Here is an 18,291-nt window from a genome sequence, read left to right as displayed (position 1 = left end):
GTGAGGTCACGTCGAACGGTGCGACCCGCGCGGCCCGGCGTCCGTGCGTTCCAGCTGCACGTGGGCGAGCGCCGGCTCGCCGTCCATCGCCTCGGTGATGGCGTCACCGGTGCGTGCGCAGGCCACGAAGGCGAGGACGGCGATGACGCCGGTGACCGCACCGACCCAGCCGTCCGACCAGCGCGTGCCGAGCCCGTGCAGGGTCCCGACGACGGCCGTGCCCACCGCCACCAGCGCCACAGCCCGCTCGCGCCGGGTGGCTGCCGCGGCGATCGTGTAGGCAAGCGCCGCGGCGAAGCAGCCGTGCACCAGGGTGCCGTTCAGCAGGTGCCACGAGGCGACGGGCGACGGCGGGGGTGTCGCGGCCGGGCGCAGCACGCTGTCGACCACGGCGAAGCCGAGCCCGGACACGGCGCCCAGGAACAGGTAGGCGCGCGGTGTGCTGCTGATCGAGCCCATCAGCAGGAACACCACCAGTGGCGCCGCCGTGACGATCGCCTCGAGCAGCGCCAGGACGAGGGCCCACCCCACCTGGTGCAGGTCGGGGGCGAAGGCGCGCTCGACCGCGACCGAGAGCAGTCCGCCACCCAGCACCACGGTCCCCACCACGCGGACGGCGAGCCAGAGGTCCGTGCGGCCGGGTTGGATCATCCAGTACATGGCGGCACCCCACGCGAACGCGAAGTAGCCGGCGAAGAACCAGGTCGTGCGGGACGGTTCGCCGTGCGCCACCGGCAGCAGCAGGAGCGGCAGCACCGCCAGCACGGCGAACACCGCCGCCCAGCCGCGCACCGCGAGCAGCTGACCGCCGAGCTGTCGCAGCGTCGCGCCCTCGAGCAGCGGTGGGACCGGGGCCGCCGCCCCGATCGAACTGCCCGGCTGGCGCGCCCGGCTCGGGGAACGCACGACGGAGGGGCCGGGGCGAGCCAGAGCCACCGCCGGGCGGGCCGGCTGCTGGTAGCCGAGGGAAGGGCGCCGGGCCCGCATCGCCTCCTGCTCCCAGGGCGGCAGTGGAGTGCCGAGCCGGGCCTCCGGCACGTCGGGTGCGAACGCGATGACCGACCCGCAGGTCGGGCATGAGCGAGCGCTGGCAGGCAGGTCGGTCCGGCAGGCGGGACAGTTCATGGCAGGGGCTCCTCTGGGACGACAACGAGCGATTCGACACTCGCGCGAGGTGCCTTGATGCTGCGTTCAGGTGACGAGGACGATCTTTCCCGGTGCGTGAGAACCCATCAGCGTACGGTGCGCCGCCGCCACGTCGGCGAGCGCGAACTCGTCGGCCACCAGGACGCGCAGCCGACCGGTGCCGGCCTGCTCCAGCAGCCTGGACCGGGCGGGCATCCGGATGTTCTCGCCCGGGTCTGCACCCGGCCCGCCGCCGAGCAGCTTGATGCCGGCCGACGCCGCCCGTCCGAACGCGGCGATGGTCGCGATCCGCTGCGGGTCGGCGACCAGCTCCAGCGAGACGTCGACGGCCTCGTCGGTGCCCACCGTGTCGATGGCCGCGTCCACCCCGCCCGGGGCGAGCGCCCGCACCCGGTCGGCCAGGCCGTCGCCGTACCGGACCGGCACGGCGCCCAGGTCGCGCAGCAGGTCGTGGCCGCCCGGGCTGGCCGTCGCGACCACGGTGGCTCCCTCGTCGACGGCTAGCTGCACCGCCATCAGCCCCACCCCACCGGTCCCGCCGTGCACCAGCACGGTCTCCCCGGCCCGCACCCCGGTGGCCACCACCGTGTGGGTGGCGGTGCCGCCGGTCAGGAGCAGTCCGGCGGCCTGGGACCAGCTCAGGGCGGCTGGCTTGGGCAGCACGGCGGACGCCGGCACGAGCACCCGCTCCGCGTAGCCACCGGCGATCCGGAACACCGCCACCTCGTCGCCGACCGCGATCGCCCCCAGCGGTCCCTCGGCGTCCGGACCGACCGCGCTGACCACCCCGGAGACCTCGTAGCCCAGCCGCAGCGGCAGCGCCGCCGGGTCCTTGCCCCAGACGCCGGCGTACGACTTCACGTCCGCCGGGTTGGTCCCGGCGGCACGGACGTCGACGACGACCTGCCCCGGCCCTGGGTCCGGGATGTCGACCTCGACGAGCTCGAGCACCTCCGGTCCTCCGTAGGCGGTGGCGACGACGGCTCGGGCGCGCGATGGGCTCATGACCGGGCCAACCTCGTCCGGTCGGTAGTGATTCCGCCCTTCGGGCACGACTACCGTGGACGCATGACCGACCCGACGTCCCTGCCTGACTTCCCGCCCCCCTCCGACCAGCGCCCGCTGCGCGGCCGCGTGCTCGACGTCCTGCTCGACGAGGGTTACCGCCCAGACATCGACGACGACGGCGACGTCGCGGTGAAGGTGCAGGGGCAGCAGCTGTACGTGCGCTGCACCGAGGGCGAGATCACGGTGTTGCGGGTGTTCGGACAGTGGCGGCTGGACGACGTGGACGCCGACGAGCTGTCCATGCTGCGAGCCTGCAACTCGGTCTCGTCCCGGCTCTCGGTGGCCAAGACCACCCTGGGTGACCGGATCCTGATCGTGTCGGCCGACCACCTGGTGACGACCGGGACGCCGCTGCAGCTGGTGGTCACCTCGTCCCTGGAGCTCGTGCTGACCGCGGTCAACCTCTGGCACGAGGCACTCGGCGAGATCCAGGGCAGCTAGCCGGTTAGGCTCCATCGACCAGCAGCACGCGGGTTCGACGACCGTCGCGAGACGGCGAAAGCGGGAGGTTTTCGTGGGCGAGTACGTCCGGCTCGAGGTGGATGGCGGCATCGGGACGATCCGGCTGGAGCGGCCACCGATGAACGCCCTGAACGCCCAGGTGCAGGAGGAGATCCGGGACGCCGCGCTGGAGGCGAGCGACCGTCGCGACGTCAGCGCGGTGATCGTCTACGGCGGCGAGAAGGTCTTCGCGGCCGGCGCGGACATCAAGCAGATGCAGCAGATGTCCTACACCGACATGGCGGACCGCTCGGGTGCGCTGCAGTCCTCGCTGAGTGCCGTGGCGCGGATCCCCAAGCCCACCGTCGCGGCGATCACCGGCTACGCGCTCGGTGGCGGCATGGAGCTCGCGCTCTGCTGCGACTTCCGGATCTGCGGGGACAACGCCAAGGTCGGCCAGCCCGAGATCCTGCTCGGCATCATCCCCGGCGCCGGCGGCACCCAGCGGCTGCCGCGGCTGGTCGGCCCGGCGAAGGCCAAGGACCTGATCTTCACCGGCCGGTTCGTGGACGCCGCGGAGGCGCTGGCGATCGGCCTGGTCGACCAGGTGGTGGCAGCGGATGACGTCTACTCGGCCGCGCGCACCATGATGGGCCGCTTCGTCGGCGGGCCGGCCTACGCGCTACGTGCGGCGAAGGAGGCGATCGACCGCGGGCTCGAGTCCGACCTGGACACCGGGCTGGAGATCGAACGGCTGCAGTTCGCCGCACTGTTCGCGACCCAGGACCGCGCCGAGGGCATGCGGTCCTTCGTCGAGGACGGCCCTGGCAAGGCGACGTTCGAAGGTAAGTGATGAGCCAGCCGCACCCGCACGCCAGCCCCCGCGCCAACCCTCGCGCCAACCCTCGCGCCAACCCTCGCGCCAGCGCGGCCCAGGTCGAGGCCGCCTGGCAGGACACCAAGCTCGCCCAGGTGCTGTACCACGACTGGGAGGCGCAGACCTACGACCAGAAGTGGTCCATCTCGTTCGACGAGCGCTGCATCGACTACGCCCGGGACCGGTTCGCGGCGGTCGCGGGGGAGCGCGGCTGGCCTTACCGGAAGGCGCTCGAGGTGGGTGCGGGCACCGGCTTCTTCTCGCTCAACCTCAAGCAGGCCGGGGTGCTCGACGAGGTGCACGTCACCGACCTGTCCCCTGGGATGGTCGAGGCCGCCCAGCGCAACGCCGAGCTGCTCGGCTTCACGGTAGAGGGTCGGGTGGCCGATGCAGAGCGGCTGCCCTACGACGACGACACCTTCGACGTCGTGGTGGGTCACGCGGTGATCCACCACATCCCGGACGTCGAGCTGGCCTTCCGCGAGATGCTGCGCGTGCTGCGGCCGGGCGGCCGGTTCGTCATCGCCGGCGAGCCGACCCGGATCGGCAGCTGGTACGCCCGCAACCTCGGGCGGCTGACCTGGCAGGCGACCACCCGGGTCACGCGCCTGAAGCCGTTGCGAGACAAGTGGTCCCGGTCCCGGGAGGAGCTGGACGAGTCGTCCCGGGCCGCTGCGCTGGAGTGGGTGGTCGACCTGCACACCTTCGACCCGGACGAGCTGGCCCGCACCGTGCTGCGCGCGGGTGCGGTCGACGTCCGGACCGTGACCGAGGAGCTCGCCGCGGCGTTCCTCGGCTGGCCGGTGCGCACCTTCGAGGCGGCGGTCAACCCCGAGCGGCTCGGGTGGGGCTGGGCGCGCTTCGCCTTCGGCTCGTGGCAGCGGCTGGGAACCGTGGACCGGGCACTGAGCAAGGTCGTGCCGGACCGCTTCTTCTACAACGTGGCCGTCACGGGCACCAAGCCGGGCTGAGGACGCGGTGCGGACCAGCTGGACCGTTCCGGACGGCGTCCTCGGTGCGTGGATGCTCCGGCTGCGTGACGGGCGCGACCCCAGACAGGCGCGCTACCTGACCGGCGAGAGCCTGCGGTGGGTGCTGCGGCACAAGGCTTTCACGCCGTGGTACCTGGTGCGCTACTGGCGGCTGCTGGTGCTGCGGCTGCGCTACCCCCACGTTGTGACGCACGGGATGGTCTTCCTGGGCAGGCGGGTCGAGCTGCGGGCCCGGCCGGGGTACGGGCGGCTGGTGCTCGGCTCGTGGGTGCATCTCGGTGACGGCAACGTGCTTCGGGCGCACGAGGGAACCCTGACCATCGGCGACAAGTGCGTGCTCGGGCGGGACAACACGATCAACTGCTACCTGGACGTCGAGATCGGCGCCGGCACGCTGATCGCCGACTGGGTGTACGTGTGCGACTTCGACCACGTCACCGAGGACGTGCACGTGCCGATCAAGGACCAGGGGATCGTGAAGTCGCCGGTGCGGATCGGTGCCGGTTCGTGGATCGGGGTCAAGGCGAGCGTGCTGCGCGGCACGACCTTCGGGCGCGGCTGCGTGCTGGCCGCGCACGCCGTGGCGCGCGGGGAGTTCCCGGACGGGGTCGTGGTCGCCGGCATCCCCGGGCGGGTGGTGCGTGACCGGCAGGCTGCCTACGAGGCGGGAGCGCCGGCACGCCAGGCGCTGGCCGACATGGCCCGCAAGCACCGGGCGGCGGGGGAGGGCTGAGCGTGGGCGGCGCGCGGCCAACATGCTCAGCCACGGCATCGTGTCAACGTCGCATCACCCGCGATGCGACGTTGACACGATCGTGGCTTGTCCACAGGAACCGTGCGCCAACCTCCACCGCGCCGTGCACCCTGACGGCCTGGTGCGGCGGCCGGTGCTGCGCCGGATCGTGCCAACCTCCCGAGCCCAGCAACACCCATACGACGCAGAGGCCGCCAAGCAACGCCGCCACCAGCAGGGCCGCGACTCGCCACGGGCCTCCAGGCACGTGGGTTCGGGTGGTGCGAGTCAGCTGCCAGGCAGGGACCATCCGGCCCAGCAAGTGCAATCCCGTAACGACACACCAGAGGGCGAACGCCGCCTGGTGCAACGTGATCAGATCCACTCGTTGTCCCGCGAGCGTGACCGCGTGCTGCCGGCTGGCTGACTCGCCGACCAGGACCAGAATCACCCCGGACCCCAGCACTGCCAATGTGGTGATGACGACCAGTGGGCCGAGCACGCGCAACAACAGCGGGGGAGGGCCGGCCGACCGGTACGGCGGATTGCCCGCGTAGTAGCGCACGATCCGCCAGCCGGTCGTCCCGGTTTTCAGCAGCGCAGGCGGGATGAGCAGGACGCCGAGCGCCAGATGCCAGCTGATCAGACCGCGAACGTCGAGCAACGTGACGAGCTCCGCGATGAACAGCACGAGCAGGACCATCCCGGTCCACGCCGTGAGGCGCGCATTGCCCGCCGGGCCGCCCGAACCAGGCAGGACGGGATCGTCACGATGGTCTTGGCCCAGCGCGGTGGCCCCGGCCTCCTGCAAGGCTCCTTTGAGCGTGCCTTCGTCAGCCATGGACCCCAGCAGACCAGCCTGCGATGGGTATCGCCACCGAGCCTCGAATCTCGCCGGCTCGCTGCCGGTGCCCGGAGGCAGACGTTTCAGCCGGGCGCGTCCGGATAGACGAAGCGCAGAGCGTCGGCGACGCCGGCCCAGGTGCGCTGCCGAGCCTTGGCCGTACCGCCAGCGGCCAGGCCTGCGACCCCAGCGGGATCGCCCAGCAAGACCGTCAGGATCGCAGCGAGGCGGTCGACGTCGCCGGGTGCGAACAGGCGCCCCGTCCTACCGTCTTCGACGATCTCGCCCAGCCCGCCCACCGCCGTCGCGACCACCGCTGCCCCGGCTGCCTGGGCCTCCAGTGCCACCAGGCCGAACGGCTCGTACCGGCTCGGCACCACGACCACGTCCGCAGCAGCGAACAGGCCGGCCAGGTCCGGCGTACCAAGACGCCCGGGCAGCTCGAGCGACCCGTCGAGTCCGAGGTCGCCGGCCAGGGCGCGCAGTTGCGGCTCGTAGGAGCCGGTTCCGGCCAGGACCACGCTGCACGCCGGATGTGCGGCCAACACCGCAGGCATGGCCCGCAACAACGTCGAGAAGCCCTTCTCCCACTCCAGCCGTCCAGCGGCCACGACCAGCGGACCCTTCGCGCCGAACCGAGCCCGCGCAGACCCACGTTGCGCCGGCGAGGTGCACCAGCGGGAGCCCTCGACGGCGCCAGGCACCACGCAGACCGCCGACCGCTCTGCGCCGTGCTCGACCACCTCGTCGACCATCGGGGTGGAGCAGACCACCACCCGGTCCGCCGCGACGACGGCCCGGCACTCTGCCTCGTGCACCGCCTGCGGCACAGGGCCATCGAGCCGACCCTCGCGCCGTCCGAGCTCGGTGGCGTGCACCGTGAGCACCATCGGGCAGCCGAGGTCGTCCGCGACCGCGCGCGCCGCATCGGCCACCATCCAGTCGTGCGCGTGCACCACGTCGGCGGCCAGACCCGCTGCCGTGGAGCGCATCCGCTGCTGCACCACTGCCATCGACGACGCCAGGTCGGCCACCGGGTCGGCAACCACGGGTGCGCGCACCCGCCGCACCCAGACGCCGTCGCGGACCTCGAGCGCTGGTGCCTGCGGCTGCGCGCGGTGCCCGGCCGTCAGGTCGTCGGCGAGGCAGACGACGCCGACCTCGTCGCCGGCGGCAGCCTGGGCACGGGTCAGCGCGTCGACGTGCCGGCCCAGCCCGCCGTGCACGACCGGCGGGTACTCCCAGGACAGGTGCAGGACGCGCACCTCAGGAACCCTGCCGCAGAAGGGTTCTGGCGTCCAGGTCGCCGAAGGGTCCGTCCGTCGTCCGCTGCCGGGCAGCCTCCTCGGTGGCACCCTGCCGGTCGCCCCGTTGCACCAGCTCGGCCAGCCGGTGGAACGCGGCACGGTGCTCGTCGGCTCGCCGCCAGGCGTAGTCGGCCGCCTGGTCGCGAGTGACCATGAACGCCCAGTCGCTGGACAAGGCGAGCAGCGCCTGGCGTGCGAGCTGGTCCAGGTCCGGGCGCCGCACCAGCAACCGGCGGCCGAGGCGTTCCGCATCCAGCACGTCGAGCAGGCGGCGCTGCACCCAGAAACCCTCGTCCACCAAGGGTTCCACCGTCGGCCCGGCCCAGACCCGGAAGTCCTTGCCGGCACCCCACGACCCGGCAGGCAGGTCGATGTCACCGCGCACCGCACCGTCCTCGAGCGCCCGGCGCAAGGTGGTCAGTCGCACGCCCGCCGCAGGCAACAACCGCAGCACCCGGGCCAGGAAGGCCGGACCTTCGTGCCACCAATGTCCGAACAGCTCGGTGTCGTAGGCGGCGACGACCAGCCCGGGGCGGCGGTCGCGGTCAGCGACTTCGGTCAGCCGGTCGCGCACCCGCGCCACGAACTCCTGGGCGTCTCGCTCGACGGCCAGCGCCGCCCGGCCCGGCTCGTAGCGCCCCTTGCCGGACGATGGGACGCCGGATCCGGTGACCCGGTGTAGGTGCAGCCCGCTGTGCTCGTCCACCGCATGGAAGTCGCGGTACTCAGGGCCAGTGGGGTAGCCGATCCGCGAGCTCCAGATCCGGTCGGTCACCGACAGGTCGCGACCGAAGACCGCGACCTCGCGGCCCCGCACCCGCCAGGCGGCCGAGGTCGATCGCCCGGCCGCGGCCAGCGTCGCCTCGTCCGCGAGGAAGTGGGTCACCCCGGCATCCGCATAGACCCGTTCCAGGCCAGGGGAGTAACCGCACTCCGGCGCCCAGATCCCGCCACCGAACGCGCCGAACCGGCTGCGCGCGTCCGCCAGGCCGGCGGCCAGCGCGAACCGCGCGACCCGCTCGTCGAGCAGCGGCAGGAACGGATGCGTCGCCGGACCGCCCAACAGCTCGACCACTCCGGCGTCCGCGAGGGAGCGGAGCACCGGCGAGCCGCCGTGCCGCCAAGGGGTCGACAGCTGCTCGGCGGCACGGGCCGCGGCGCGGTACTCCCGGCTCGCCAGGTCGCGCAGCGCCGGGTCGCCCCGGCCAGCCAGCTCGACGGCGCGCGCCTGCCACATGCCGACCCAGGTCGCAGCTGCAGCCACGCAAGCCGGGTCGTCCAGCTGAGCCGCCAGCACCGGTGTCACGCCCAGGGTCAGTACGTCCCGAGCACCGACGTCGGCCAGCTCGCCGAGCATCCTGGTCAGCGGAAGGTAGGACCCGGCCCACGCCTGGTACAGCCACTCCTCGCCCACCGGCCAGCGGCCGTGGTGCGCCAGCCACGGCAGGTGGCTGTGCAGCACCAGCGCGAAGCTGCCGACCTCGTTCACGCGCGGCTCGCCAGCACGAGCAGGTCCAGTGCGTCGTCCGCCGCGCGACCCACCACGAAGTCCTCGGGCCGCACCGACCGGACCGCGGCCGCCAGCGCGCCGTCCCAGAGCTCCGGCGGGGCGGCGAGCTGAGCAGCGGTCAACGAGCCGTACCTCTCGTCCAGCTCGACCAACCGTGGCCCGCGGTGCACCCCGAGCAGCTCGGTCTCGGCGAACCGCGTACCGACCAACTCGAGCAGCTCCTCGCCGTCGTACTCACGGACGTGGAAGGGGTTCGTGGGCCGGGCTCCGCGCTGCAGCCCGGGGGAGAAGCTGAGCCGGTTCGGGGTGGAGAGCGCGAGCAGGCCGCCGGGGCGCAGCACCCTGTGGAACTCGTCGACCAGCTCCAAGGGCGTCCAGATGTGCTCGACCACCTGCAGCGAGACGACGGCATCGACGCAGCCGGCGGCCAGCGGGAGCCGGACGACGTTGCCGCGCAGCACGTTCCGGTCCGTGCCTCGGCCGGCGTGCCTTGTGACATCGGGGTCGTAGTCGAGGCCGACGACTGGACTGCCACAGTCACGCAGGACCTCGATCCCGTACCCCTCGCCGCAGCCCGCGTCCAGCGTGATCGGGGCAGCTGCGTCCGCCCTGGCGAACGCCGTTGCCACGGCCCTGCGCGCGATGGCAGAGGCCACGAACCGGTACGCCGCCAGATGCCGGGCATACCAGTAGCTCTCGTGCCAGATGCCTGGCCCGGTGCGCTCACCGGTCAGCGCGAGGCCGCGTGCGTGCTGGTCGATCGCGCTCACCCCTTTCTCGGGCCCAGTGTGACGGGCCTCACCGGCTCACCGCTTGCCATCACATTACCCACCGGTAACATCATGCTCCGGCGACCGGTCGGACCGGTGGTGTCCTCACCGGACGCGACTGGCAGGCTGTTCCCCGACATCGAGGGACGATCCGGTCCCCCTCCGGCAGGCGCCGGTCGAGCACAGTGGAGGTCGAGACCCGACCATGAACATCGTCGTGTGCGTGAAGTACGTGCCGGACGCGCAAGCGGACCGCACGTTCGAGGACTCCGACCACACCACTGACCGGGTCGGCGTCGACGGCCGGCTGTCCGAGCTCGACGAGTACGCCGTCGAGGAGGCGCTGAAGATCGTCGAGGCCAGCGGGGCCGAGGGTGACCAGGTGACCGTGCTGACCGTCGGCCCTGAGCAGGCCGCCGAGGCAGTGAAGAAGTCGCTGCAGATGGGCGCCCACGCCGGCGTGCACGTCAGCGACGACGCGATCGCCGGCTCGGACGCCGCCGCGACGTCGCTGGTGCTGGCCAAGGCGATCGAGAAGCTCGGCGCCGAGACCAAGGTCGACCTGGTGCTCACCGGAATGGCCTCCACCGACGCCGCGATGAGCGTCGTCCCGGCGATGCTCGCCGAGCGCCTCGGCCTGCCGCAGGTCACCTACGCCAGCGAGGTCACCGTCTCCGGCGACGGCGTCACGATCCGCCGCGACGGAGACGCGTCCACGCTGACCATCACCTCGAGCCTGCCGGCCGTGGTCAGCGTGACCGACCAGATCAACGAGCCGCGCTACCCCTCGTTCAAGGGGATCATGGCCGCCAAGAAGAAGCCGGTGCACGCCTGGGGGATCGCCGACCTCGGCATCGACGCCGGCGAGGTCGGCCTCGGCGCAGCCTGGACGACGGTCGAGTCCGTCACCGCCCGCCCGCCGCGGGAGCACGGCCAGGTCGTCACCGACGAAGGGGACGGCGGCGCCAAGCTCGCCGAGTTCCTCGTGTCCCGCAAGTTCGTCTGACCCCGTCTGACCTTCCTGACAAGGAGTAGAGCCTGATGAGCGAAGTACTCGTGCTCGTCGACCACGTCGACGGGGCAGTCCGCAAGACCACCACCGAGCTGCTGACCATCGCCCGCCAGTTCGGCGAGCCGTCCGCGGTGTTCGTGGCGCGGGACAGTTCTGCCTTCGCCGCCGCCAAGGACACGTTGGCCGAGTTCGGTGCCGCGAAGGTCTACCGCATCGAGTCCGCCGACGTCATCGACCACCTGGTCGCGCCGACCGCTGAGGCGCTGGCCCAGCTGGTCGAGCGCACCTCGCCCGCTGCGGTGCTGATCGCGTCCAGCGGCGAGGGCAAGGAGGTCGCAGCCCGGCTGTCGATCAAGACCGGTTCCGGCCTGATCACCGACGCGGTCGCGGTGGCCGCCGACCTGACCACCACCCAGTCGGTGTTCGCCGGCTCGTACACGGTGCAGGCCAAGGTCACCAAGGGCACGCCGATCATCACCGTCAAGCCGAACTCGGCCACCCCGCAGGCCGCGCCGTCCGCGGCCGCGGACGAGGCCTTCGAGCCGACCATCTCCGACGCCGCCAAGGGCGCGGCGATCATCGAGCGCAAGCCGCGCGAGAAGACCGGCCGCCCGGACCTCACCGAGGCCGCCATCGTGGTCTCCGGCGGTCGCGGCACCAACGGCGACTTCGGGCCGGTCGAGGCGTTCGCCGACGCGCTCGGCGCCGCGGTCGGCGCCTCTCGCGCCGCGGTGGACGCCGGCTGGTACCCGCACGCCAACCAGGTCGGCCAGACCGGCAAGACGGTCTCCCCGCAGCTCTACGTCGCCAACGGCATCTCCGGCGCGATCCAGCACCGGGCCGGCATGCAGACGTCGAAGACGATCGTCGCGGTGAACAAGGACGAGGAGGCACCGATCTTCGAGCTGGTCGACTTCGGCGTCGTCGGCGACCTGTTCACCGTCCTGCCGCAGGCCACCGAGGCGATCGAGAAGGCCAAGAGCTGACCTGACCCCTTGCTCACCCGCGCCCGCCTTGCTCAGCTCAGACCGCCGATCCGCGCCAGCGGAGCGGGTCGAGCTGAGCAAGGCGGGCCGAGGTGAGCAAGCGACCTAGACTGAGACGGTGAGCGTCTACCTCGACCACGCGGCGACCACGCCGATGCTGCCCCAGGCCATCGAGGCGATGGTGGCCGAGCTGTCCGTCGTCGGGAACCCGTCGTCCCTGCACACGGCCGGGCGGCGGGCCCGGCGGGTCGTCGAGGAGTCCCGCGAGCAGCTGGCGCGGGCCGTCGGCGCCAGCCCGAGCGAGGTCGTCTTCACCTCCGGCGGGACCGAGGCCGACAACCTCGCGGTCAAGGGCACCTACCGCGCCCGCCGGGCCGCCGACCCGCGCCGGCACCGCGTGCTGGTCAGCTCGATCGAGCACCACGCGGTGATGGACGCCGCCCAGGCCCTGGTGGACGACGAGGGTGCCGAGGCGGTCTGGCTGCCCGTGGACGCGGTGGGCCGGCTGCGGCTGGATGCCCTGCGGGCCGCGATCGAGCAGGACCCGGCGTCCGTCGCGCTGGTCAGCGTGATGTGGGCCAACAACGAGGTGGGCACCGTGCAGCCGGTCGCCGAGGTGGTCCAGATCGCCCACGAGCACGGCATCCCGGTGCACTCTGACTCCGTGCAGGCGGTGGGCAAGGTGCCGGTCGACTTCGCCCGCAGCGGGCTCGACCTGATGAGTGTCACCGGCCACAAGATCGGCGGACCGGTCGGCGTCGGCGCGCTGGTCGCCGTCCGCGGTGCCGAGCTGTCCCCGCTGGTGCATGGCGGCGGCCAGGAGCGTCAGGTTCGCAGCGGCACCCTGGACGAGCCGGCGATCCGCGCGTTCGCCGTGGCCGCTGGCATCGCGGCCGACGAGCTGGCCGGCACCCGGGTCCGGCTGACCGCGCTGCGCGAGGCGCTGGTCGCGGGTATCCGCGCCCAGGTCCCGGACTTCGTCGTGCACGGCGACCCCGACCCGGCCGGTCGGCTGCCCGGACTGCTCAACCTCTCGTTCGAGGGCTGCGACGGCGACTCGCTGCTCTACCTCCTCGATGCCCAGGGCATCGAGTGCTCGACCGGCTCGGCCTGCCAGGCCGGCGTACCGCAGCCCAGCCACGTCCTGCTCGCGATGGGCATGCCGGAGGCAGAGGTGCGCTCCGCGCTTCGGCTCTCGCTCGGTCACACCTCCACCGAGGCGGACGTCGCCGCCGTGCTGGCCGCGCTGCCCGCCGCGGTGGCCCGGGCCCGTGGCGCCGGGGCAGTGGCCGCCGCCGGGGCCGGCCGATGAGGGTCCTGGCCGCGATGAGCGGCGGGGTCGACTCCGGCGTGGCCGCGGCGCGTGCGGTCGAGGCTGGCCACGAGGTGGTCGGCGTCCATCTGGCGCTGTCCCGCAACCCGGCCACGTTGCGCACCGGGGCCCGCGGCTGCTGCACCGTCGAGGACGCCCACGACGCGCGCCGGGTGGCCGACGTCCTCGGCATCCCGTACTACGTGTGGGACCTGTCCGAGCAGTTCGCCGAGGCCGTCGTCGAGGATTTCGTCGCGGAGTACGAGGCCGGCCGCACCCCCAACCCGTGCCTGCGCTGCAACGAGACCATCAAGTTCTCGGCGCTGCTGGACAAGGCGGTAGCGCTGGGTTTCGACGCGCTCTGCACCGGGCACTACGCCCAGGTCCGGGCGGGGGAGTCCGGGCCGGAGCTGCACCGCGCCGTGGACCACGGCAAGGACCAGTCCTACGTGCTCGGCGTGCTGACCGCCGACCAGCTGGCCCGGGCGATGTTCCCGCTCGGCGACACCGACAAGGTCGACGTCCGGGCCGAGGCCGCCCGCCGCGGGCTCGCGGTCGCCGACAAGCCGGACAGTCACGACATCTGCTTCATCGCGGACGGCGACACCCGGGGGTGGCTGGAGCGCCGGCTCGGATCGCGCCCGGGTCAGGTGACGGACGAGTCCGGCGAGGTGCTCGGCGAGCACCAGGGCGCCTACGGGTTCACCGTCGGACAGCGCAAGGGACTCTCGATCGGCCGCCCCGCGCCGGACGGCAGGCCGCGCTACGTGCTGGACATCCAGCCGGTGACCAACACCGTCGTCGTCGGCCCCGCCGAGGCGCTGGACGTCCGCGTGGTGGTCGGCGACCGGCAGCGTTGGTGCGGTGCCGTGCCCGACGGTCCGGTCGAGGTGACCGCACAGGTCCGCGCCCATGGCGAGGCGGTGCCGGCCGTCGCCGAGGTGCGGCCCGACGGCTCGGTGCAGGTCGAGCTGCGCCAGCCGATCCGTGGCGTCGCGACGGGGCAGGCCGTCGTCCTGTACAGCGGCACCCGAGTGGTCGGGTCGGCAACCATCACGGCCACCCGGCGGTGAGCGCGACCGGGATCGGATCCTGGCCCGGCACCGATGTGGCCGAGGCGCTCGCGGTGGTCCGGGGCGAGCTCACGGAGCTGCCCTTCCTGCCCGAGCTGCCGTCCCGCGGCCCGGGGGCGGACCTGATCGGACGGGCCGCGGCGAGGCTGGTCAGCCTGCCCATCGACCTGCAGCCCGGCGGCTGGCGGCTGGTGGACCGGCCCGGCCGCGACCAGGCCCGCGCCGAGGCGTTCTGGCGCGAGGACCTGGACCGGATGGCCTCTGCGTTCGACGGCTACGCCGGGCTCCTCAAGGTGCAGCTGGCCGGGCCCTGGACCCTCGCCTCGACCGTCTGGCTGCCTCGTGGCGAGCGGGCAGTCGTGGACCGCGGTGCCACCCGTGACCTGCTCGAGTCGATGGCTCAGACGGTGCGCGAGCTGGTCGCGGACGTCGTCCGGCTGGTTCCGGGAGCCGAGCCGGTCGTCCAGCTGGACGAGCCCGCGTTGCCCGCCGTGCTCGAGGGGCGGGTGCCCACCGCGTCCGGCTTCGGTCGGCTGCGCGCCGTGCCGGCGCTCGAGGTGCAGCAGGGCCTGGCGAGCGTGCTGGCCGCCGCGGTCGAGGCGGGTGGGTCCACCGCGGTGCACTGCTGCGCGCCCGACGTCCCGATCGGGCTGCTGCGTGACGCCGGCGCACAGGCGATTGCGGTCGACGTCACCCTGCTCGGTCCGGCCGGCTGGGAGTCGGTGGCGGCGTCGGTCGAGGCCGGCGTGGCGCTGTGGGCCGGGGTCGTGCCGACGCTCGGTGAGCTGCCCGGCGCGGCCACCCTGTCGGCTCGGGTGGCTCGGTGGTGGTCCGACGTCGGCCTGCCGGTCCGTGACCTGGAGCAGGTGGTGGTGACGCCGACCTGCGGGCTGGCCGGGGCCAGCCCGCACGGCGCCCGCGCCGCCCTGACCCGTGCGCGTGAGACCGCCCGCGAGCTGGCCGAGCGCGCTCAGGGCTGAGCAGGCGGCCAGACGGGTCAATTTCTCGGCCGTTTTCGGCGAAACAGAGAACCTGATGACCGCCGGTGCTCGTCCTGCAGGCACCATGGACTCGTGTCCGAGCCCACCGCCCGCCCCGGTCCCGCCGACGACCCGTACGGCTTCTTCGCACCGCCCCGCCCGGCTGGTGGCCCCGCGCAGCCCGTGCCGTACGGCGCGGTCGGACCGGTACCGCACCCCTACGAGTCGCTCAACGCCTCGCCCGCCCACCGCGGACCGGACGAGACGAAGCGCACCTGGCTCGGGACGAGCAAGAAGGCGGCCGGCCCCGCAGCCGCCGGTGCCGGCGCCGCCGCCAAGGGCGGCCTGTTCAAGATGCTGTTCGGCCTCAAGGCCCTCGCGTTCCTGGTCAAGTTCAAGGTCGCAGCCTCCATGGCGATCAGCGTCGCCGCCTACGCGTTCATCTTCGGCTGGTGGTACGCCGTCGGCTTCGTCGCCCTCATCGCGGTCCACGAGATCGGTCACGTCATCGTGCTCCGCGCCCAGGGCGTGAAGGTCTCCGCCCCGACGTTCATCCCCTTCATGGGCGCCTTCGTCACGATGAAGGAGATGCCGCGCAGCGTCACCCAGGAGTCCATCGGTGCGCTTGCCGGGCCCGGGTTCGGCCTGGCGGCGTCGCTGGCCACGTACGCGCTCTCGCAGGCGTTCGACTCCCGGCTGCTCCAGGCCCTTGCCTTCGCGGGTTTCTTCCTCAACCTGTTCAACCTGCTACCGATGCTCCCGCTGGACGGTGGTCGCATCGCCGGCGCGCTGCACCCGGCTGTCTGGTGGGTCGGCATGGCGGGCGCCCTCGCGGTCCTGTACTTCATGCCGTCCCCCGTCCTGGTCTTCGTCCTCTTCCTCGGTGTCGTCGAGATGGTCCGGCGGTGGAGAGAGCGCCGCAACGGCGAGGCCGGCTCGTACTACGAGGTCGAGCCGAACGTGCGCCTGGCCATCGGTGTCACGTATGCCGCTGTGGCGCTGACCTGCCTCTGGGGCATCCACGTCACCTACATCCCTCGCTGAACCCGCCCACCTGGTCGACCCCCTCACTGTCGGTGCCGCGGTGCAGAATGACGCACGTGACCGACGCCGAGCTGCCCGCGCCCTCCGTCGAGCTGGACGAGATCCCGGACGACGCCCGGCACCGCTGGACGGACCTGGCCGAGCAGATCCGCGGCCACCGCTTCGCCTACTACATCCGCGAGGCGCCGACGGTCAGCGACGGCGAGTTCGACCGGCTGCTGCACGAGCTGGAGGCGCTCGAGGAGCAGCACCCCGGGCTGCGGACGCCGGACAGTCCCTCCCAGGTCGTCGGCGGCACGTTCTCGACGGACTTCGCCGCGGTCGACCACCTCGAGCGGCTGCTCAGCCTGGACAACGTCTTCAGCCTCGACGAGCTGCGCGCGTGGATGGAGCGCGCGGCTCAGGCGGCCGGGACGCCGGTGACGTGGCTGTGCGAGCTGAAGATCGACGGCCTGGCGATCGACCTGGTCTACGAGAGCGGACGGCTGGTGCGGGCGGCGACCCGCGGCGACGGCCGTACGGGGGAGGACGTCACGCTCAACGTCCGGACGCTGCGCGACGTCCCCGGGCAGCTCGACGGCGACGGCGTCCCCGAGCTGGTGGAGGTGCGCGGCGAGATCTTCTTCCCGACCGAGGCCTTCGCCGACCTCAACGCCAGCCTGGTCGAGGCCGGCAGGGCACCGTTCGCCAACCCGCGCAACGCGGCCTCCGGGTCTTTGCGGCAGAAGGACCCCAGGGTCACCGCGACCCGGCCGCTGCACCTGCTCGTGCACGGCATCGGCGCCCGGCGGGGCTTCGACACCCATGGCATCGACCTCACCCGGCAGTCCCAGGCGTACGAGCTGCTCGGCGGTTGGGGGCTGCCGGTCAGCGACCGGGCGAAGGTGCTCGAGACGGTGGACGACGTGCTGGCCTTCGTCGAGCACTACGGCGAGCACCGCCACGACCTCGAGCACGACATCGACGGCATCGTGGTGAAGATCGACGAGCTGGCCGCGCAGCGGCGGCTGGGCTCCACCAGCCGAGCGCCTCGCTGGGCTATCGCCTACAAGTACCCACCGGAGGAGGTCACCACCAAGCTGCTCGACATCCGGGTCAACGTCGGGCGCACCGGTCGGGTCACACCCTTCGCCGTGATGGAGCCGGTGCTGGTCTCCGGATCCACGGTCGAGATGGCCACCCTGCACAACGCGGACGAGGTGCGCCGCAAGGGCGTGCTGATCGGCGACACGGTGGTGCTGCGCAAGGCCGGTGACGTGATCCCGGAGGTGCTGGGCCCGGTGATCGACCTACGCCCGGACGACGCCCGGGAGTTCGTGATGCCCACCGAGTGCCCGTCCTGCGGCACCACGCTGGCGCAGCAGCGCGAGGGGGACGTCGACATCCGCTGCCCGAACTCCCGGTCCTGCCCGGCCCAGCTGCGCGAGCGGCTGTTCCACGTCGCCTCGCGAGGGGCCTTCGACATCGAGGCCATGGGCTTCGAAGCCGCGCAGTCCCTGCTGGACGCCGGTGTGGTGCAGGACGAGGGTGACCTGTTCGCTTTAACCGAGGAGCAGCTGCGCACGGTGCCGCTGTTCACCCGCAAGGACGGCGAGCTGTCCGCGAACGGCCACAAGCTGCTGGAGAACCTCGTCAAGGCCAAGCGGCAGCCGTTGTGGCGGGTGATCGTGGCTCTGTCGATCCGGCACGTGGGGCCGACGGCGGCCCGCGCACTGGCTACCGAGCTGGCCGGCATCGACGCCATCCGGGCAGCGAGCCAGGACGAGCTGGCCGCCGTGGACGGCGTCGGGCCGGTCATCGCCGAGGCGGTCCGCGAGTGGTTCGAGGTCGACTGGCACGCCCAGGTCGTCGAGAAGTGGGCCCGTGACGGCGTGCGGATGGCGCAGGAGCGCGACGACTCCGTGCCGCGCACGCTCGAGGGGCTGACCCTGGTCGTCACCGGTTCCCTCGAGGGGTTCAGCCGGGACGAGGCCAGGGAGGCGATCCTGGCCCGAGGCGGCAAGGCCTCGGGCTCGGTGTCCAAGAAGACCGCCTTCGTGGTGGTCGGCGACAGCCCCGGCAGCAAGCACGACAAGGCCGTCCAGCTCGGCGTCCCGGTGCTCGACGAGGCGGGCTTCCGACGCCTGCTGGATCAGGGGCCGGACGCCGTGACCTGAGATCTCTCAGGAACCGCCCCCCGCTGCCGATGGCACAGGT

At 72.6% G+C, this 18,291-nt stretch carries 17 protein-coding genes; 11 read left to right on the top strand and 6 right to left on the bottom strand.

Translation table 11 applies throughout. The annotated features are described in order from the left end of the window. Window positions 1-6: 6 nt before the first annotated feature. A complete protein-coding gene (locus ACPPVT_RS15160) occupies window positions 7-1,125 on the bottom strand; it encodes a hypothetical protein (protein WP_426561650.1) in 1,119 nt (372 codons plus the stop codon). Between the two features lie 66 nt (window positions 1,126-1,191). Next, window positions 1,192-2,151, bottom strand: coding sequence for a quinone oxidoreductase family protein (locus ACPPVT_RS15155; RefSeq protein ID WP_426561648.1), 960 nt, complete (start codon window positions 2,149-2,151; stop codon window positions 1,192-1,194). Window positions 2,152-2,214: 63 nt separating this feature from the next. Between ACPPVT_RS15155 and ACPPVT_RS15150 the strand changes: the two genes are divergently transcribed. From ACPPVT_RS15150 to ACPPVT_RS15135, 4 genes are all read left to right on the top strand, one after another. Next, window positions 2,215-2,655: a T3SS (YopN, CesT) and YbjN peptide-binding chaperone 1 gene (locus tag ACPPVT_RS15150; RefSeq protein ID WP_426561646.1), complete on the top strand. Its 441-nt coding sequence runs from the start codon at window positions 2,215-2,217 to the stop codon at window positions 2,653-2,655. A 73-nt stretch (window positions 2,656-2,728) separates the two neighbouring features. Then, complete coding sequence (locus ACPPVT_RS15145) at window positions 2,729-3,508, top strand: enoyl-CoA hydratase/isomerase family protein (RefSeq protein ID WP_426561644.1); 780 nt, start codon at window positions 2,729-2,731, stop codon at window positions 3,506-3,508. After that, window positions 3,508-4,503: a class I SAM-dependent methyltransferase gene (locus tag ACPPVT_RS15140; RefSeq protein ID WP_426561642.1), complete on the top strand. Its 996-nt coding sequence runs from the start codon at window positions 3,508-3,510 to the stop codon at window positions 4,501-4,503. Before ACPPVT_RS15145 ends, ACPPVT_RS15140 begins: the two co-directional genes overlap by 1 nt. Before the next feature lie 52 nt (window positions 4,504-4,555). After that, entirely contained in the window at window positions 4,556-5,257 is a 702-nt protein-coding gene (locus ACPPVT_RS15135) for an acyltransferase (protein WP_426567170.1), read from the top strand. Between the two features lie 43 nt (window positions 5,258-5,300). Here ACPPVT_RS15135 and ACPPVT_RS15130 read toward each other — a convergent pair whose 3' ends face one another. From ACPPVT_RS15130 to ACPPVT_RS15115, 4 genes are all read right to left on the bottom strand, one after another. Continuing rightward, window positions 5,301-6,098 (bottom strand): hypothetical protein, encoded by a 798-nt coding sequence (locus ACPPVT_RS15130; protein ID WP_426561641.1) that lies wholly within the window; start codon window positions 6,096-6,098, stop codon window positions 5,301-5,303. 86 nt (window positions 6,099-6,184) lie between these two features. Next, entirely contained in the window at window positions 6,185-7,366 is a 1,182-nt protein-coding gene (locus ACPPVT_RS15125) for a glycosyltransferase family 4 protein (RefSeq protein WP_426561639.1), read from the bottom strand. Window position 7,367: 1 nt separating this feature from the next. Continuing rightward, window positions 7,368-8,897 carry a 1,4-alpha-glucan branching protein domain-containing protein gene (locus tag ACPPVT_RS15120; protein ID WP_426561637.1) on the bottom strand — a complete coding sequence of 510 codons (1,530 nt, stop codon included), beginning with the start codon at window positions 8,895-8,897 and terminating at the stop codon, window positions 7,368-7,370. Then, the gene (locus ACPPVT_RS15115) at window positions 8,894-9,688 is read right to left on the bottom strand and encodes a class I SAM-dependent methyltransferase (protein WP_426561635.1); all 795 of its coding nucleotides are present in this window, start codon (window positions 9,686-9,688) and stop codon (window positions 8,894-8,896) included. The genes ACPPVT_RS15120 and ACPPVT_RS15115 overlap by 4 nt, the downstream gene beginning before the upstream one ends. A 205-nt stretch (window positions 9,689-9,893) precedes the next feature. Here ACPPVT_RS15115 and ACPPVT_RS15110 point away from each other — a divergent pair, with 205 nt between their 5' ends. The 7 genes from ACPPVT_RS15110 (at window position 9,894) to ligA (ending at window position 18,251) form a co-directional block, all read left to right on the top strand. Then, window positions 9,894-10,694, top strand: coding sequence for an electron transfer flavoprotein subunit beta/FixA family protein (locus ACPPVT_RS15110; RefSeq protein WP_426561633.1), 801 nt, complete (start codon window positions 9,894-9,896; stop codon window positions 10,692-10,694). Window positions 10,695-10,729: 35 nt separating this feature from the next. Then, window positions 10,730-11,686, top strand: a complete 957-nt coding sequence (locus ACPPVT_RS15105) for an electron transfer flavoprotein subunit alpha/FixB family protein (protein WP_426561631.1) — start codon at window positions 10,730-10,732, stop codon at window positions 11,684-11,686. Between the two features lie 154 nt (window positions 11,687-11,840). Next, entirely contained in the window at window positions 11,841-12,998 is a 1,158-nt protein-coding gene (locus ACPPVT_RS15100; RefSeq protein WP_426567169.1) for a cysteine desulfurase family protein, read from the top strand. Beyond that, window positions 12,995-14,071, top strand: a complete 1,077-nt coding sequence (gene mnmA / locus ACPPVT_RS15095; RefSeq protein WP_426561629.1) for a tRNA 2-thiouridine(34) synthase MnmA — start codon at window positions 12,995-12,997, stop codon at window positions 14,069-14,071. Before ACPPVT_RS15100 ends, mnmA begins: the two co-directional genes overlap by 4 nt. Then, the gene (locus tag ACPPVT_RS15090) at window positions 14,068-15,051 is read left to right on the top strand and encodes a methionine synthase (protein WP_426561627.1); all 984 of its coding nucleotides are present in this window, start codon (window positions 14,068-14,070) and stop codon (window positions 15,049-15,051) included. The genes mnmA and ACPPVT_RS15090 overlap by 4 nt, the downstream gene beginning before the upstream one ends. 93 nt (window positions 15,052-15,144) lie before the next feature. Next, entirely contained in the window at window positions 15,145-16,095 is a 951-nt protein-coding gene (locus ACPPVT_RS15085) for a site-2 protease family protein (RefSeq protein WP_426561625.1), read from the top strand. A 56-nt stretch (window positions 16,096-16,151) separates the two neighbouring features. Then, window positions 16,152-18,251: an NAD-dependent DNA ligase LigA gene (ligA, locus tag ACPPVT_RS15080; protein ID WP_426561623.1), complete on the top strand. Its 2,100-nt coding sequence runs from the start codon at window positions 16,152-16,154 to the stop codon at window positions 18,249-18,251. The last annotated feature ends 40 nt before the right edge of the window (window positions 18,252-18,291 follow it).

The organism is Angustibacter sp. McL0619, from assembly GCF_049994355.1.
Classification (GTDB): Bacteria; Actinomycetota; Actinomycetes; order Actinomycetales; family Angustibacteraceae; genus Angustibacter.
This window is presented reverse-complemented; position numbering and strand designations above follow the sequence as displayed.